Source organism: uncultured Agrococcus sp. (assembly GCF_945915485.1).
Taxonomy (GTDB): Bacteria; Actinomycetota; Actinomycetes; order Actinomycetales; family Microbacteriaceae; genus Agrococcus.
Map to the genome: position 1 here is coordinate 1 of NZ_CAMEFJ010000055.1, position 16,768 is coordinate 16,768.

The 16,768-nt window shown below is 63.0% G+C and carries 15 protein-coding genes and 4 tRNA genes; 9 read left to right on the forward strand and 10 right to left on the reverse strand.

Translation table 11 applies throughout. The features are described from left to right. Positions 1–116: 116 nt before the first annotated feature. The 3 genes from Q0O95_RS09490 to Q0O95_RS09500 all read right to left on the reverse strand — a co-directional run bounded on the left by Q0O95_RS09490 (position 117) and on the right by Q0O95_RS09500 (position 418). Positions 117–188 (reverse strand) — tRNA-Val (locus Q0O95_RS09490). A gap of 26 nt (positions 189–214) precedes the next feature. Further along, positions 215–285, reverse strand: a tRNA-Cys gene (locus Q0O95_RS09495). Between the two features lie 60 nt (positions 286–345). After that, positions 346–418, reverse strand: a tRNA-Gly gene (locus Q0O95_RS09500). A 189-nt stretch (positions 419–607) separates the two neighbouring features. Here Q0O95_RS09500 and Q0O95_RS09505 point away from each other — a divergent pair. From Q0O95_RS09505 to Q0O95_RS09515, 3 genes are all read left to right on the forward strand, one after another. Continuing rightward, positions 608–683: transfer RNA gene (locus tag Q0O95_RS09505), tRNA-Val, on the forward strand. Between the two features lie 391 nt (positions 684–1,074). Then, positions 1,075–1,713 (forward strand): VOC family protein, encoded by a 639-nt coding sequence (locus Q0O95_RS09510; RefSeq protein WP_293697734.1) that lies wholly within the window; start codon positions 1,075–1,077, stop codon positions 1,711–1,713. Positions 1,714–1,878: 165 nt separating this feature from the next. Next, positions 1,879–2,205 carry a hypothetical protein gene (locus tag Q0O95_RS09515; protein ID WP_293697736.1) on the forward strand — a complete coding sequence of 109 codons (327 nt, stop codon included), beginning with the start codon at positions 1,879–1,881 and terminating at the stop codon, positions 2,203–2,205. A 228-nt stretch (positions 2,206–2,433) separates the two neighbouring features. Here Q0O95_RS09515 and Q0O95_RS09520 read toward each other — a convergent pair whose 3' ends face one another. Both Q0O95_RS09520 and zapE read right to left on the reverse strand, forming a co-directional pair. Beyond that, on the reverse strand, positions 2,434–3,672 hold the full coding sequence (locus Q0O95_RS09520; protein WP_293697738.1) for an ammonium transporter: 1,239 nt from the start codon (positions 3,670–3,672) through the stop codon (positions 2,434–2,436). A 486-nt stretch (positions 3,673–4,158) separates the two neighbouring features. Next, on the reverse strand, positions 4,159–5,163 hold the full coding sequence (gene zapE / locus Q0O95_RS09525) for a cell division protein ZapE (protein WP_293697740.1): 1,005 nt from the start codon (positions 5,161–5,163) through the stop codon (positions 4,159–4,161). Positions 5,164–5,244: 81 nt separating this feature from the next. Between zapE and Q0O95_RS09530 the strand changes: the two genes are divergently transcribed. Further along, positions 5,245–6,126, forward strand: coding sequence for a sulfurtransferase (locus Q0O95_RS09530; RefSeq protein WP_293697742.1), 882 nt, complete (start codon positions 5,245–5,247; stop codon positions 6,124–6,126). After that, complete coding sequence (locus Q0O95_RS09535; RefSeq protein ID WP_293697744.1) at positions 6,123–6,548, forward strand: SufE family protein; 426 nt, start codon at positions 6,123–6,125, stop codon at positions 6,546–6,548. The genes Q0O95_RS09530 and Q0O95_RS09535 overlap by 4 nt, the downstream gene beginning before the upstream one ends. A 38-nt stretch (positions 6,549–6,586) precedes the next feature. Here the strand turns inward: Q0O95_RS09535 and Q0O95_RS09540 are convergent, their stop codons facing one another. Continuing rightward, the gene (locus Q0O95_RS09540; protein WP_293697746.1) at positions 6,587–7,672 is read right to left on the reverse strand and encodes an alpha/beta fold hydrolase; all 1,086 of its coding nucleotides are present in this window, start codon (positions 7,670–7,672) and stop codon (positions 6,587–6,589) included. A gap of 100 nt (positions 7,673–7,772) precedes the next feature. Between Q0O95_RS09540 and Q0O95_RS09545 the strand changes: the two genes are divergently transcribed. The 4 genes from Q0O95_RS09545 (at position 7,773) to Q0O95_RS09560 (ending at position 13,022) form a co-directional block, all read left to right on the forward strand. Next, positions 7,773–8,366, forward strand: coding sequence for a DUF3000 domain-containing protein (locus tag Q0O95_RS09545; protein WP_293697748.1), 594 nt, complete (start codon positions 7,773–7,775; stop codon positions 8,364–8,366). After that, positions 8,363–9,610 (forward strand): HRDC domain-containing protein, encoded by a 1,248-nt coding sequence (locus Q0O95_RS09550; protein ID WP_293697750.1) that lies wholly within the window; start codon positions 8,363–8,365, stop codon positions 9,608–9,610. Before Q0O95_RS09545 ends, Q0O95_RS09550 begins: the two co-directional genes overlap by 4 nt. 68 nt (positions 9,611–9,678) lie before the next feature. Further along, positions 9,679–10,878, forward strand: coding sequence for a thiolase family protein (locus Q0O95_RS09555; RefSeq protein WP_293697762.1), 1,200 nt, complete (start codon positions 9,679–9,681; stop codon positions 10,876–10,878). 2 nt (positions 10,879–10,880) lie between these two features. Then, entirely contained in the window at positions 10,881–13,022 is a 2,142-nt protein-coding gene (locus Q0O95_RS09560; RefSeq protein ID WP_293697752.1) for a 3-hydroxyacyl-CoA dehydrogenase NAD-binding domain-containing protein, read from the forward strand. A 101-nt stretch (positions 13,023–13,123) separates the two neighbouring features. Here the strand turns inward: Q0O95_RS09560 and Q0O95_RS09565 are convergent, their stop codons facing one another. The 4 genes from Q0O95_RS09565 to Q0O95_RS09580 form a co-directional block, all read right to left on the reverse strand. Then, positions 13,124–13,930, reverse strand: a complete 807-nt coding sequence (locus tag Q0O95_RS09565) for an ADP/ATP-dependent (S)-NAD(P)H-hydrate dehydratase (RefSeq protein WP_293697754.1) — start codon at positions 13,928–13,930, stop codon at positions 13,124–13,126. Further along, positions 13,927–14,349, reverse strand: coding sequence for a transketolase C-terminal domain-containing protein (locus tag Q0O95_RS09570; RefSeq protein WP_293697756.1), 423 nt, complete (start codon positions 14,347–14,349; stop codon positions 13,927–13,929). The genes Q0O95_RS09565 and Q0O95_RS09570 overlap by 4 nt, the downstream gene beginning before the upstream one ends. Further along, positions 14,256–14,567, reverse strand: a complete 312-nt coding sequence (locus Q0O95_RS09575; protein ID WP_293697758.1) for a 1-deoxy-D-xylulose-5-phosphate synthase N-terminal domain-containing protein — start codon at positions 14,565–14,567, stop codon at positions 14,256–14,258. The genes Q0O95_RS09570 and Q0O95_RS09575 overlap by 94 nt, the downstream gene beginning before the upstream one ends. A gap of 15 nt (positions 14,568–14,582) precedes the next feature. After that, the coding region (locus Q0O95_RS09580; RefSeq protein ID WP_293697760.1) for an aconitate hydratase at positions 14,583–16,768 on the reverse strand (2,186 nt) is incomplete at its 5' end.

A 16,768-nucleotide genomic window follows, 5' to 3' on the forward strand; every position in this document is an offset into this window, starting at 1 on the left:
CCCAGCGCCGAAGCCACGCCTCCCGCGTGGCGAAGGAGTGACCGCAGGGCACTGGTTCGCACACTCAGCAGCCGAAAGACGAAACAAGCCCCGGCCGAAGCCGGGGCTCACTCTCGTGCGCGATACTGGGATCGAACCAGTGACCTCTTCCGTGTCAGGGAAGCGCGCTACCGCTGCGCCAATCGCGCCTATAAGGCTATGAAGTTATCCAACGAGGTGGAGACGGGATTCGAACCCGCGTAGACGGCTTTGCAGGCCGCTGCCTAACCACTCGGCCACCCCACCGTGGTGGCACCTCGGCCCCATCACTTGGGGTTGAGACCGGGTGGCCTGAGATTACTCTCGAGCGGATGACGAGACTCGAACTCGCGACCCTCACCTTGGCAAGGTGATGCGCTACCAACTGCGCCACATCCGCGGGGCTCATCGCTGAGCACTTGGATTACACTAGCCCCAATTCTACGCTGTGCGCAAATCGAATTGCGAGCACTACAGAAAAGTCGCGCAATACCGCGGAATGTCTATCTCTACACGCGGCAAAAGGCATATCCGCGACAAAAGGTGGCGATACGGACACCGGATCTGTGGCAAGATTGTTTCGGCCTAAGGGCGATTGGCGCAGCTGGTAGCGCGCTTCCTTCACACGGAAGAGGTCGTCGGTTCGAGTCCGGCATCGCCCACCAACAATTCTTTGCACTACCCGGCGACTCGACGCAGGAACCGACGACCAACGGTCGCTCCTCCGCGTGCAGGACGCACGCTCCGGCGCTGGCGGCCGGGTGCACGCTCACGCGTCCACCCCCGAAGGCCGCGCGCAAGTCCGGCATCGCCCACCAACAATTCTTTGCACTACCCGGCGACTCGACGCAGGAACCGACGACCAACGGTCGCTCCTCCGCGTGCAGGACGCACGCTCCGGCGCTGGCGGCCGGGTGCACGCTCACGCGTCCACCCCCGAAGGCCGCGCGCAAGTCCGGCATCGCCCACCAACAATTCTTTGCACTACCCGGCGACTCGACGCAACATAACCGGTGCACCAACCCCGACGCCCACGTGCCAAGGTAATCTGATTTCGTGCTGCAGCTCGATCATCTCGTCATCATCGCCCCCACGCTCGAAGAGGGTGCCGCTCACGTCTACGACGAGCTCGGCGTTGAAATGTCACCAGGAGGAAAGCATCCTCAGATGGGCACGCACAACCTCCTGCTGAGACTGGGCGACGAGGTCTTTCTCGAGGTCATCGCCATAGACCCTGCAGCGCGGCCGCCTTCGCGACCACGGTGGTTCGGTCTGGACGACAACGATCACGTCCGACGCGAATGGGATGACGGCCGCAGACTCCGCGCGTGGGTCGCGCAGACGGACGAGATTGGCACAGTGCTTCGTTCTCACGCCGACCTTCTTGGAGCAGCGACGCCCGTGTCACGGGGCGAACGAACCTGGCGGTTCACACTTCGGCATGACGGGGAGCTCCCGGCCGGGGGTATCGCTCCCCCGGTGATCGATTGGAGCCCGAAATCGAACCCGGCCCGCGACATGCCCGATCAGGGAACCACGCTTCGTTCGTTCGACCTGTTCACGCCTGAACCGGAGCGAGCTGAGCAGACTTACGCGCGGCTCCGTGTCCGTGATGCCCCCGTGGTGCACGAAGGTGACCGGCAACTCTTCACTGCACAGGTCGACACCCCGAGCGGGGTCAGATCTCTTTCGTAGCCGTCGCAAACCGCTGCAGCAGGTACGAACATCTCCGAGCCCATCATCTTGCGACTACTGTGCCGACTGCGTGGCCAAGCCGGTGCATGCGCTAGCGCTGCGGTCTCCGTGTGAACGAGATGTTGCGCTTCGGTCAGAACGGATGGGTGAAGATAAGATCACCCCATGGCCCAAGTGACTGGAGGTCGCAGACGGCTCCACTGGAGCATCGGTATCTCACTCGCCGCCACTTCACTGGTCACAGCGCTGCTCGCAGCCTTCTGGATTATTCTTGCGCCAACGGACGACGAAACGGCAGCCGCGTATGCCTTCGCAATCGTTTTTCTGGCTTTGGCCGTCGTTCTCCTCATTGCTGCGTCAATTGCGGCCGCGATGACACGAGGTTCGCGCGTCGTCGTCATTAGCGTCACAGCGGTATGTCTGGGTTTGGCGATTGTAGTGAACGTGTGGGCCGTTGTGTCCGGTGCCGCCTCGGCTGTCTACGTGCCGTGACGTTCACCATCCGCAATCGCTCAGTTTCCCTCCACGTCTGCACTACGAATCAACAGCCAGCGCAGTGCGCAAGCGAACAGGATGCACTAGCCAATCCGCACTGGTCGCCGCCGTCGCAGCACGCTGTCGCCGAACTCGAATCCTTGGAGCGTTCCCTCAACGAGAATCGCTGAGGGGAGCCACAACCGTTGGTCGTAACTCCCCTCGATGCAGTTCCCTTAGAGGCCGCTAGTCACGACTCGTGGCTGCCCCAGTCTCCGTGAGCTCGTACTCGTAGGCCTTTTCGCCGTGCTCGACGGTGTCGGCGCCAACGATCTCGTCCTCGTTGGTAAGGCGGAATCCGATCGTCTTCTCGATTACGAATCCGACGACGAGGGCCACGACGAACGCATAGACCACTACGCCGACGGTGGATACCAGCTGCACAGCGAGCTGGCCGACGCCGCCGCCGAAGAAGAGCCCGGTGTCGATTGCGAAGAAGCCGAGGTAGATCGTGCCGATGAAACCCGCGACGAGATGCAAGCCGACCACATCGAGTGAGTCATCGAACTTCAAGCGGTACTTGAGCTCGATCGCGAGTGCGCAGATCGCACCTGAGAACACACCCAGGAGGAGCGCCCAACCGGGTGTGAGGTTTGCGCAAGCGGGGGTTATGGCCACGAGACCCGCAACCGCGCCTGACGCTGCACCCACTGCGGTCGGCTTGCCGTCCTTGATCTTCTCGACGGCCATCCAAGCGAGAATCGAGGCAGCCGTGCATCCGATCGTGTTGATGGCGATCAGGCCCGCGCCCGCCATGCTGTCTTCCCACTCAGCGCCGACGTTGAAGCCGAACCATCCGAACCACAGGATGGCGGCGCCCAAGAGAACGAAGGGCACGTTGTGCGGTCGGTGCGAGCCCTTCTGGAAACCAACGCGGCGACCAAGAACGAACGCGAGGGCAAGAGCTGCAGCGCCGGCGTTCATGTGCACGGCGAGACCACCGGCATAGTCGATGACGTCGGGCATGCCCAGCAGCTGACCGAGCGACTCGACCCATCCGCCTCCCCACACCCATGCGGCGATCGGAAAGTACCCCAGTGTTGCAAAGACTCCCGCGAACAGCAGCCATGAACCGAACTTCGCGCGGTCCGCGATCGATCCGGAGATCAGCGCAACCGTAATGATCGCGAATGTGGAACCGTACGCGACACCGACGAGATCGGTGTTCGCGCTCTCCCCCGCAAGCGTTGCTGCGAGCCCGATGTCTGCGAAAGGGTTTCCGGAGAATGCGAAGGGCGTGTCGACGCCGCTCATGCCGAACCCGTAGAGAATCCACAGCACTGCGATGAGGCCGATCGTGCCGAACGACATCATCATCATGCTGATGACGCTTCTTGCTCGAACCAGTCCTCCGTAGAAGAACGCCAGCCCGGGCGTCATGAAAAGGACGAGAGCCGTTGCCGTGACTCCGAAAGCGATATCCATCCGTTGCTCCTTGCTCGGTGATATTGACTCGAGCACAGGCCGTGTTCACTCGGCTCGGGAGCGTTACCGCGGTGCTCTCCGAAAGCCGGATGAACACCGCGGTGTGTCGATGCGTCATTACGCTACGCCTCTCACGCTGCGATGGAAAGCGCCGTAGGTTGCAATTTAATAACGGTAAAGTCCTTTACAGCACAAGTGTACTTTCCGAAACACAACTCTTTTGCGTTTGCTCGGTTATCCAACCAATGGCATGACGATAAACCGAGCACCATGCGGGGTCGATGCATGATCAGTGGTTTTGCGTCGATGCTGATGGAGTCGGGGTCGGTACAGCTCTCGCCGTGTTACGGCTTTCCGACCCGAATCGCTTGTTTTCTCACCACAGTGGCCAGAAAACAAGCAGTTCAGTGCGTATCGCCAATTTCGCAGCAGCTCAGTGCCGTTGCAGACCGTTCACGTGCCAAGAACACAAACGGCGTCTACCGACTAGAATTGGCCGGAAGTCAGTGCGTTCAGGCGTGAAACCGCGCGCATGTACTTCTTCCTGTAGCCGCCGCCGAGCATGTCATCGGAGAACACCTCATCAAGTGGTGTTCCCGAAGCCCAGATGCGCACCTGCGAGTCGTACAGCCGATCGACGAGGGCGACGAAGCGCAGCGCTTCGTTCTGATCCGTCAGCTGCCGCACATCGCGAAGAACGGCCCCCTCTATTCCCGAGACCAAATCCACATAGCGTGAAGGATGAACCGAAGACAAGTGCTCGACCAGCGGCTGGAACTCGTCGACGGCGATCGTCCCTCCCTCTTCCGCGACAATACTGTCAAGCTCAGCCCCCGTGTAGACCTCCGCTGAACCATCCAGGTCACGCTGTCGATAGTCGTGCCCGTCGATACGCATGATCTCGAACCGGTCGCTGATCGCTTGAATCTCCCGCAGGAAGTCGCGCGCGGCGAAGCGCCCCTCGCCGAGCGCGTTGGGCGGCGTATTCGAGGTTGCCGCAATCTTCGTGCCGGAAGCGACCAGCTCCCCCAGCAGCCTCGTCATGACCATCGTGTCGCCGGGGTCGTCGAGCTCGAATTCGTCGATCGCCACGAGCGAAGCACCCTTCAGTGCATCGATCGCCTCCTTGTAACCGAGTGCTCCCACAAGCGCGGTGTACTCGATGAACGTTCCGAAGTACTTCCTGCCCGCGACCGACTTCCACAGTGCGGCGAGCAGGTGGGTCTTCCCGACGCCGAACCCGCCGTCGAGATAGATCCCCGGTTTCACCTTCGGCACGCGCTTGAAGAGGCCGCGGCCCTTCCCCGCCCACGCGTCACGCAGCTGCCGCATCTTCGACACCGCCTCCTCCTGGGAGGGGAACTCGGGGTCCGGGCGATACGAGTCGAACGTCGCCGTGCGGAACTGCCGGGGAGGTACGAGCTGCTTCACGAGCTCGGCCGCGGCCGTGCGCGGATGACGAGTTGCTATTGATGTACGTGATTGAGACATGCTGCGCTTTGCGATGGTGGAACAATGGATGGTGGTCAGCGGTTGAACCACACCGAGGATATCGAGTTGAAGGAGTGCAGCGTGAGCGAACAGAAATTTGCCGAGTACGCCCGCCCGGAGAAGTTGGTCTCAACCGAGTGGGTTGCCGAGCACAAGGACGACGAGAACGTCGTGATCGTGGAATCCGATGAGGATGTGCTGCTGTACGAAACCGGTCACATTCCGGGAGCCGTGAAAATCGACTGGCACACCGAACTCAATGATCCTGTTGTTCGCGACTACCTTGATGCCGCCGCGTTCGCTCAGTTGCTGAGCAGCAAGGGCATCGATGAGAACTCGACGATCGTCTTCTACGGCGACAAGTCCAACTGGTGGGCCGCGTACGCGCTCTGGGTGTTCGCACTCTACGGCTATGAGAACACGAGACTGATGGACGGCGGCCGCGACAAGTGGATCGCTGAGGGACGGGACATCACGACCGAAGTCCCGACTCCGGAGCAGACGCGTCCGTCCGTAGGGCACCGCGATGACCGTGCGCTCCGAGCCTTCCGGGATGACGTGCTCGCGTCGTTCGGGAAGCCGCTCGTCGACGTGCGCTCACCCGAGGAGTACAGCGGCGAGCGGACGACAGCCCCCGCGTACCCGGAGGAGGCCGCCCTGCGGGCCGGTCACATCCCGACCGCCGCATCCGTGCCGTGGGGAACAGCCGTTAACGAAGACGGCACGTTCAAGTCGCGTGATGAGCTAGAACGAATCTATCGGGGTGCCGGTGTCGGCGAAGGCGAGGACGTCATCGTCTATTGCCGAATCGGCGAGCGGTCGAGCCACACCTGGTTCGCCCTCAAGTTCCTGCTCGGTCACGAGGATGTCCGTAACTATGACGGATCGTGGACGGAGTGGGGCTCGCTTGTCGGCGTTCCCATCGCAATCGGAACCGAGCCCGGTACGGTGCAGAGCCGATGACGGTACCCACTGCACTCTCCGGTATCGCGTCCGACTTCAACACGATCCCGGCCAATGAGCGTCTCAACCTGCTCCTGGAGTTCTCGGGCGAGCTGCCCGAGCTTCCTGAACGCTTCGCCGAGCATCCCGAACTTCTGGAGAAGGTTGTCGAATGCCAGTCTCCGATCTCCATCATCGTGGAGATCGTCGACGGGAAGGTCTCGATTCACGCGAGTGCCCCACCGGAAGCACCGACGACTCGCGGCTTCGCATCGATTCTGATTCAGGGCTTGGAGGGGAGCTCAGCAGAGGATGTCATGGCTGTTCCATCGGATTTCCCGAATTCACTGGGGCTGACAGCGCTCGTATCACCGCTGCGTCTACGTGGAATGGGCGGGATGCTCGCACGCATCAAGAGGCAGGTCGCGGAAGATAGAGGTTAAGAGGTCTTTCGCGAGCCTCCCGAACGCAGGTCTCTCACCTATTCCGGGCGTCCAGCCGTGAGCCCGTGCGCGTCGAGCCATTCGCCGATCTCCTGCTCGTAGCGCTCCGGGTCGAGGTTCCAGAGCTTCGTGTGCAGCGCGGTATGCCACTCTCTGTATTCCACGATGTCGGGACGTGCCTGCGCGAACTCTCGGGATCCCTCTGGTGGCACGAAGCCATCATCAACGGAGTGCAGCAGCAGTATCGGCGCTGTGTATGCAGCGGCATGACGTACCGAGTCGAGATCGTCGAGTCGCAGGGCCTCCCCTCCCGCGAGTTTCGCTGCCGGGCTCTCCAGCAGCCGCGTTGCCGTGTGCACGAGCGAAACGGGCAAACCCAGCGCACCCGTTTGCAGTTTCAGCGTCGGCGCCCACCTGGCAACCGGTGAATCCAGCACGATGCCGGCGATCTTGCGGCGGAACTTCGATTTCCTGGCGAGTTTGAGCGCGATCGCGCCTCCCATGGACCATCCCATGACGATGATGCGTTTCGCACCCCTCGAGAGCGCGACTTCGATCGCGGCATCGACATCGTGCCATTCGTCAAAGCCGAGCCGGTATCGACCGTCTTTGCTCCTCGGCGCTTCCCCGTCGTTCCGATACGAGATCGCGACGCAGGGAATTCCCCGCTTCGCGAATGCGGGGATGCCGCGCAGCACCTCTCGCCGCGTTGTTGCCCGGCCGTGCACTTGAATGCACCACGTATCCGCGCCCTGATCTCCGACGACCCAAGCGGGAGCGGGCCCAAGCGGTGTCTGGACGAGCACCTCCTCGAAAGGCTCATCGAGTTCCTCGGGTTCCAGCAGCCAGTTTCCCGAGAGCGCAGCGTGTCGGCGACCCCGGATAGCCGCGACGGTCTGCGCCGGAGCCGCGCGCGTGACAGTTCCCAATGTCTCTTGGACGATGCCACCGAGCTTCACGACGCTGTCGCCGACCCAGAGCCCGTAGCGTCCGGGCACGCCGATCTCGGCATCCCGAGCAAAGGTGACGCGGTCGTCGCCGACCTCGAGTATCGTCAGATCCTCACGCCGCTTCTTCGGCGGCGTAATGAGTTGGTGCACCATAACCGTTGAGACGACAGTCACTGCAACAGCTGAAATCGCGACCGCAGCGACGGCGGCTGTGAGTGATGCGCGTCCGGCGCGCCTCAGCGGGGAGTGCACGCCGTCACATTACCCTTTCGTCGTGGACAATTTCCAGGATGCTGACCCCGGCGTGCCTCCGGAATTCGCTCTCGTGGTGGAGGAGCTGCGAGAAACGGATCTCCGTGACGAATTGCGCATCCGGGAGATCCCGCCGCCGACGGGCATTGCTCCATATGCCTTCGCCGTCGCCGCCGACATCGGGGAGGCACCCGAGGGTCGCGATAGTGAACACGGAACGGGTCGATTCATTCTGATGTACGACCCTGAAGAGCCAGAGGCGTGGCGGGGTGCGTTCCGGGTCGTGAGTTTCACGCAGGCCCCGCAGGACCCGGATATCGCCGGTGATCCCTTCTTGGCGGAAGTCACCTGGTCCTGGCTCGAAGACGCCCTTGCCGGGCGCGGAGCAAGCCACCACTCGCCGTCCGGAACGGCCACCAAGGTCATCTCCGCCGGTTTCGGAGAACTCGCGAATCAACGCGAAGGAGCGCAGATAGAGCTGCGCGCCTCCTGGACGCCCACCGGCAGTCTCGGCCCGCACCTCGCGGCCTGGTCGGATCTGCTCTGCGCGCTGGCCGGCCTCTCTGTCAAGGAAGGCGAGGTTGCCATCGATCGCTTTGCGAAGGGCGACCTGTGAGCGAGGCCGAACTTCCCACCGCAGCCCCCGCTGGCCCCCTGCAACTGATCGAATCGCGCGACGATGCCGAGGCTGCAGCCGAGTCGCTTGCCTCAGGGCACGGTCCTGTGGCGGTGGATGTCGAACGCGCGAATGGTTTTCGCTACAGTCACCGCGCGTATCTCGTGCAGATGTTCCGTAGGGGCGCGGGTACGTTCCTGTTTGACCCGGTCGCTGTCGAGAACTTCGAGAGCGTGCAAGGGGCCGTCGGCGAGATCGAATGGGTGTTGCACGCAGCGAGCCAGGACCTCCCTTCGCTGCGCGAGCTTCGACTCGAGCCTGCGTCGTTGTTCGATACCGAGCTGGGTGCTCGCCTCGCGGGTTTCGAACGCGTCGGGCTGCAGGCTGTCGTGGAGCGGACCCTCGGGGTGCATCTTCGCAAAGAGCATTCGAACAGCGACTGGTCAACCAGACCGTTACCGGCCGAGTGGTTGGAGTACGCGGCACTGGACGTTGAGCTGCTCGTGGATGTGCGTGACGCGATTGAGGATGAGCTTCTGCAGCAGGACAAGCACGCGATCGCCCGCGAGGAGTTCGGCTTTGAACTCGTCCGCCGTCCGAAGCCTGCGCCTGCCGAGCCGTGGCGGCGGCTCAATGGCCTCCACAAGCTCAAGGATCCGCGCAAGCTGGCCGTGGCCCGGGAGCTCTGGCTGGCACGCGATGATCTCGCACAGTCGCTCGATCGTGCACCCGGCAGGCTCATGCCCGACGCCGCTCTGTCCGCAGCCGCACTGGCAATGCCGAGAAGCAAAGGCGAACTGATCGGCCTGAAGGAATTCAACGGGCGTCGCGCCAGCACGGATTTGGACCGTTGGTGGGCCGCGATCGAACGCGGACGCGCTACGGATGACCTACCCCGTTTGCGCGTTCGTTCCGATACTCCGCCTCCCCCTCGTTCCTGGCCGAGGCACAGGCCTGCAGCAGCAGCCCGACTGGATGCGGCGAGGTCGGTCGTGCGAGCCGTAGCGGAGAAGATGCTGTTGCCCCAGGAGAACCTCATGACGCCCGGCATCCTGCGTCAGACTCTGTGGGATGCGGACGACAGCGAGCCCATCGACATGGTGTCCGAGCTGCTCCGTCGCGATGCCCGGCACTGGCAGGTGGATGCTGTCGGCGCCGCTGTGCAGGAAGCCGTCGAGGCGGCGGATCGAGCGCTTGTGGATTCCGTGCAAGACGGCGCGAATACCGACGAATTCTCCTCGTAGAAAGGGGCAAAGGATTCCGCCCCGCGCCACTTCTTTCTAGACTCGTAGAAGCAATCTACTCAGGAGGCATTGTGGCCATTGACGACGTCGTCTTCATCGACGGCGTCCGCACTCCGTTCGGACGTGCGGGCGAAAAGGGCATGTATTGGAATACGCGAGCCGATGATCTCGCGGTGAAGGCCCTCGGGAAGCTGCTCGAACGCAACCCCGACGTGCCGGGAGACAGGATCGACGAGGTCGCGATCGCGGCGACCACGCAAACGGGAGATCAGGGCCTGACCCTCGGACGCACCGTTGCGATTCTGGCAGGGCTGCCGATTACGACGCCCGGTTACGCGATCGAGCGCATGTGTGCGGGAGCCATGACGTCTGTGACAACGATCTCCGGTGGGCTCGCTCTCGGCGCTTACGATCTCGCGATCGCGGGCGGCGTCGAACACATGGGGCACCATCCGATGGGCAGTGGCATCGACCCGAACCCGCGTTTCGTCGCGGAGCGGATCGTCGACCAGGATGCGCTCGTGATGGGAAAGACCGCTGAGCGTCTGCACGATCGGTTCCCCCACCTGACGAAGGAGCGCTCGGACGCATTCGCCCTGCGTTCGCAGCAGAAGTATGCGGAGGCGGTTGAGCGAGGAGACATCCAGGCAGACTTCGCGCCCGTGGCTACGTGGTCGGAAGAGGGCTGGGGAGTCGCGACGGCCGATGAGGCACCCCGCCCGGGCACCACCATGGAGGGTCTTGCCGAGCTGAAGACGCCGTTCCGCGAGCACGGACGCGTGACCGCCGGCAACGCTTCCGGTCTCAACGACGGCGCCACGATGTCGTTACTCGCAAACGGCAAGACGGCGAAAGAGCTCGGGCTCAAGCCGAAGATGCGTCTCGTTTCGTTCGCGTTCGCCGGTGTCGATCCCGACATCATGGGATACGGGCCCGTTCCGAGCACGGAGAAGGCGCTCAAGAAGGCTGGGCTCGGGATCGATGACATCGGCCTGTTCGAGTTGAACGAAGCATTCGCCGTGCAGGTGCTCTCCTTCACGGATCACTTCGGGATCGCGGATGACGACCCGCGCGTAAACCCGTGGGGCGGCGCAATCGCAACCGGGCATCCCCTCGCATCCAGCGGTGTGCGCCTCATGATCCAGCTCGCCAGACAGTTCGAGCAGCGCCCGGACGTCCGCTACGGCGTCACCGCGATGTGCGTGGGCCTCGGCCAGGGCGGCACCGTTATCTGGGAGAACCCCCACTTCAAGGGAAAGAGGAAGTAGCCATGGTGAGTCTCCGCGCAGAATTCAGTCTGCTTGCCAACCTCGAGACGGATGAGGTCGTCAGCCGTTCGCACGTGCGCGACGTGCGCACCCCGAGCGGACGCACCATCGCGCTCATAACACTCGACAATGGCCGCGATCACAAGCGCCCCAACACGCTCGGCCCGCTCACGATGATCGAGTTCGGCGAAACCATCGAAGCGCAGCGTGAACGTGCCAAGCGAGGCGTTATCCAGGGCATCGCGGTCACGGGTAAGCCGTTCATCCTCGCCGCGGGGGCCGACCTCTCGCAGGCGCAGGAGCTGCCGGATCGCGCAACGGCCCAGCAGCTTCCGCAACTCGGTCATCGCGTCTACTCGCTGCTGCACGATGCCGGCGTCCCGACGTTCGCGTTCGTGAACGGCATGGCGCTCGGCGGCGGTCTCGAAATCGCGCTCAACGCCAACTATCGAACCGTGAACGAGGGTGCGCCCCGAGCGTTCGCGCTGCCGGAGATCAGCCTGGGTCTCGTGCCGGGGTGGGGCGGCGCGACGATCTTGCCGAACCTGATCGGTATCGAGAACGCGCTGAAGGTCATCATCGAGAATCCACTCAAGCAGCGTGTCCTGGATGCGCAGCAGCTGCACGACCTCGGCATCGCCGACGAGATCTTCCCCGCTTCGACGTTCCTCGAGCAGTCGATCGCCTGGGCCGATCGCATCATCGGCGGCGAGACCAAGGTCGAGCGCAAGAAGATCGGCATGGTCGAAAAGGCCAAGTGGGATGTTGCCGTCGGTATCGCCAGGAAGACCCTGGAGTCGAAGATCGGCACCGTGCCGGCAGCGCCCTATCGAGCACTCGACATCATCAAGGAAGCGAAGAAGGGCGATATCCAGCACGGCTTCCAGCTCGAAGATGAAGCGCTCGCAGATCTCATCGTCTCCGACCAGTTCCACGCTTCGATCTACGCGTTCAACCTCGTGCAGAAGCGGGCCAAGCGCCCGGCCGGTGCGCCAGACAAGGAGCTCGCGAAACAGGTTGCGAAGGTCGGAATCATCGGGGCCGGGCTCATGGCGAGTCAGTTCGCGCTGCTCTTCCTTCGACGCCTCCAGGTGCCGGTTGTCATAACCGACCTCGATCAGGGTCGTGTCGACTCGGCTATCGAGGGCATCCACGGCGAGATCGACAAGCTCCACGGTAAGGGGCGCATCGATGAGGACACGGCGAACCGTTTGAAGGGGTTGCTCTCGGGTACGGTCGACAAGGCCGACTTCGCCGATTGCGACTGGGTTATCGAGGCGGTCTTCGAAGAACTGACGCTGAAGCAGGACATCTTCGCCGAGGTGGAGCAATACCTCTCCCCCGAGGCCGTACTCGCGACGAACACGTCATCGCTCTCGGTTGAACAGATCGGCGCGAAGCTCAAGCACCCTGAGCGACTTGTCGGATTCCACTTCTTCAACCCCGTTGCGATCATGCCGCTGGTGGAGGTCGTGAAGACTCCGCACACGGACGACGCGACGCTTTCGACCGCCATGGTGACGGCGAAGAATCTGAAGAAGAACGCGGTCATCACACGCGACACTCCCGGGTTCGTCGTGAACCGTGTTCTCGCGAAGATGCTTGGCGAGGCAATGCACGCTGTCGAGCAAGGCACCCCGTTCGAGACCGTCGTGGCAGCGGCGCGCCCGCTGGGCCTCCCGATGGATCCGTTCGTGCTGCTCGACCTGGTCGGGCTCAAGGTGGGTGCGCACGTGCTCGATACGCACCACGCGGCGTTCCCTGACCGGTTCTTCCAGTCGGATGCCCTGCACGCTCTCGCGGAAGCGAACGTTCTCGTCGAGAAGGACTCGAAGGGCGAACCGAAGGGCATCGACAAGAAGGCTCTGAAGATCGTCGGCAAGCACATTCCCAAGCGCGCAACGCCGTACTCGGAGGAGGAGCTGCGCAATCGCCTCGAGGAAGGCCTTGCGGATGAGATCAAACGCATGCTCGATGACGACGTCGTCGCGGCGGCCGAAGACATCGACCTGTGCATGATCCTCGGGGCCGCGTGGCCGTTCCACGCCGGCGGCGCAACTCCCTACCTCGACCGCGTCGGCGCCTCCGAGCGTGCGTTCGGCGGGACGTTCCACAATCCCCGTATCGAAGGGCCGAAAAGCTAGCTCATGGTTCTGTGTCGAAAAACTTGCATTGCGTACACGACACTTTGCAAGTTTTTCGACACAAGCAGGTCGTGCTGAGCTCACGATCGGCTGCACGCGCCTTAACCGGTCAGCTCCGCAATCGTTTCGGCGACCGACTCCGCAACGTCCATAGCGACGAGGGGCCGGTCGCCGAGTCGTTTCGCGGCTGCCCCTTGAAGCTCTGCCCCCGTCGCAGCGAGCGAAGCGATATCATCCGCAACGAGGAGCTGTGCGGCGTTCTGTGCGCACAGCGACCCGAGGATGCCCGCTAAGACGTCCCCGCTCCCTGCCGTCGCGAGGCGGTACGTAGGCGCCGTCACGGAGGTGATATCGCCTGCTGGGGTCGCAATGTGCGTCACGGCCCCCTTGAGCAGCACGACGGTTCCGGTTTCCTCGGCAACGAGCCTCGCATATCGCTGGGGGTCGTCCTCCACGTCGTTTCGCTCGACGCTCCTTCCAAGCCAGCTCAACATGTTCGACAACTCTCCTGCGTGCGGCGTGACAAGTGCTGGGCCACGGACTCGCATCGCGAAGTCGAGCGCTCCCGCGTCCAAGACGACAGGGGCGCCAGAATCACAGGCTTGACCGATAACCTCCTGCAGCTCTTCGCCGCGCTCTTCTCGATCGATCCCCGAACCGATGACGTATGCGGAGCAGCGGCCCATATCGGTAGCCGCGCTGACGACGGTTTCCGGTCGTCTGGTGAGCACGAGATCCTGCACGCGGGCGGATGAGCCGAGACGCACCATCCCGACGCCGCTCCGCCAGGCGGCTTCGGTCACGAGCGCTGCTGCCCCCGGATACCTCTCCGACCCGACGATTGCGCCGAGTACCCCGCGACTGTACTTGTCATCGGCCGCCGTCGGGCTGCTGACCCAGCGCATCATACCTCTTCCTCGGGATGCGGCCTCGCCGCCGGGAGCCTGACACCGAGCAGCTGCTTCTCGATCCCATCCGCTACTGAGGCCGCGTCCAGCCCGACACCTGCGAGAATCTCCGAGCGATCCCCATGATCGAGGAAGCGACCAGGCAATCCGAGCTCGTCGACCGGAGTATCGACCCCGGCGGCTCTGAGCTCCTGCCGAACCCGCGTGCCGATGCCGCCCACGCGAACACCGTCCTCCATGGTTATGACGATGCGGTCCTCTGCCGCGAGATGAATTATGGATGCCGAGGCGGGAGCGACCCATCTCGGGGCGATGACCGTCACGCCTATCCCCTTCTGCGAGATCCCACGTGCCGTGGTGGCCAGGACCGTCCCGGGCCCGTTATCCCGGAACGGTCCGTCAGCAGCTTGTGTGCACATGACTGGTGGCCCGTGTCGAACACGATGGGATCGCGTGGCGATTCGAAGACCCGATGTAGCGCAATCGTGAATTCGACGACGCCCATGTTGGGCCCGAGGTGTCCCCGGGAGAGGGACACCTCCCTGATCAGAAACTGACGGATCTTAGCCGAAAGCCCCACGAGCTCGGCCGGACTCAACCGGTCGAGGTCGCGGGGCTCGCGGATGGACTCGAGCATGCGCGGGAGAGCCGCCTACACGAGCGATCGAAGAACGTACTGGAGAATGCCGCCGTTACGGTAGTAGTCGGCTTCACCGGGTGTATCGATGCGAACGACAGCGTCGAACTCGACAGGCTCACGGCCGGCTGCAGAGTGCTCAGTAGGCTTCGCAACGACTTTCAGCGTCTTCGGCGTACGACCCTCGTTGAGCTCCTCCAGGCCCGTAATCGTGACCTCCTCCGTGCCATCGAGCCCCAGCGACTGCCACGACTCGCCCTCGGGGAACTGCAGGGGAACAACGCCCATGCCGATGAGGTTGGAGCGGTGGATGCGCTCGAACGATTCCGTGATGACGGCGCGTACACCGAGAAGGTTCGTGCCTTTAGCAGCCCAGTCACGGCTCGAACCCGAGCCGTATTCCTTGCCGCCGAAAACGACGAGCGGTGTGCCCTGCTCCCTGTAGTTCTCGGCAGCGTCGAAGATGAAGCTCTGCTCGCCATCCTGCGTGGTGAAGTCACGCGTGTAGCCGCCCTCGACACCGTCGAGGAGCTGGTTCTTCAGCCGGATGTTCGCGAAAGTACCGCGAATCATGACCTCGTGGTTACCACGACGCGAACCGTAGGAGTTGAAGTCCTTCCGCGCGACACCGTGCTCAGACAGGTAGTGACCAGCGGGGCTGTCGGCCTTGATCGCGCCGGCGGGCGAGATGTGGTCCGTCGTCACCGAGTCGCCGAGCGCAGCAAGCACGCGGGCACCCACGATGTCGGTGACCGGGTCGGTCTCGATGTCCATACCCTCGAAGTACGGGGGCTTGCGCACGTACGTGGACTCCTCGCTCCATTCGAACGTGGCGCCCGTCGGAGTCTCGAGGTTCTTCCAACGCTCGTCGCCTTCGAACACACTCGCGTACTGCTTGGTGAACATCGATGAATCGATGGATGAGTCGATCGTCGCCTGCACTTCATCGGCCGACGGCCAGATGTCGGCCAGGAAGACGTCCTGACCCTCTTTGTCCTTGCCGAGTGGCTGCTTGTCGAAATCGAAGTCCATCGTTCCTGCCAGCGCGTAGGCAATGACGAGCGGGGGCGACGCGAGGTAGTTCATCTTGACGTCAGGGTTGATACGGCCTTCGAAGTTGCGGTTGCCGGAAAGCACTGCCGTAACCGCAAGGTCATTGTCGTTGACGGCGGATGAGATCTCGTCCGTCAGCGGACCGGAGTTCCCGATGCAGGTCGTACAACCGTAACCGACGAGGTAGAAGCCGAGGTCTTCCAGGCTGCCCCAAAGGCCGGCCTTCTCGTAGTAGTCGGTGACAACTTTCGACCCGGGTGCCATCGTGGTCTTGACCCACGGCTTCGACGTGAGCCCGCGCTCCGACGCCTTCTTCGCGATGAGGCCGGCTGCCAGCATGACGGAGGGGTTCGAGGTATTCGTGCACGATGTGATCGCTGCAATGGCCACGTGTCCGTTATCGAGCGTGAAGGTCTCACCGTCGGCGGCCTGCACATCGACCGGCTTCGACAACTCGGCCGGGATGCCGGAATTGATGTGAACGTCACGTGTGTCGTCATCTTCGTCGCCGGGGACAGCCCCCGGGTCGGAAGCGGGGAAGGAGTGCTTCGACGCGAGATCGACCATTTCGTTCGAGACCGACGGGCTCGCATAATCGTGCAGGTCCTTCGCGAACTGTTCCTTGGCGCTGGTCAGTTCGATGCGATCCTGCGGACGCTTGGGGCCGGCGATCGACGGCACGACGGTCGACAGATCCAGCTCCATGTATTCGGAGTAACGGGGCTCGACGGACGGATTGTGCCACAGACCCTGCTCCTTCGAGTAGGCCTCCACGAGCGCGATCTGCTCCTCGCTGCGCCCCGTGAGACGCATGTAGTCGAGCGTGACGTCATCGACGGGGAACATCGCTGCCGTCGAGCCGAACTCGGGGCTCATGTTGCCGATCGTCGCACGGTTGGCCAGCGGAACCGATGCGACGCCTTCCCCGTAGAACTCCACGAACTTACCCACGACACCGTGTTGACGCAGCATGTCGGTGATCGTGAGCACAACGTCGGTTGCCGTGACGCCCATGGGGATCTCTCCCGTGAGTTTGAAGCCGACAACGCGCGGGATGAGCATGGAGACGGGCTGACCGAGCATTGCGGCCTCCGCTTCGATACCGCCGACTCCCCAGCCGAGAACACCGAGACCGTTGACCATCGTCG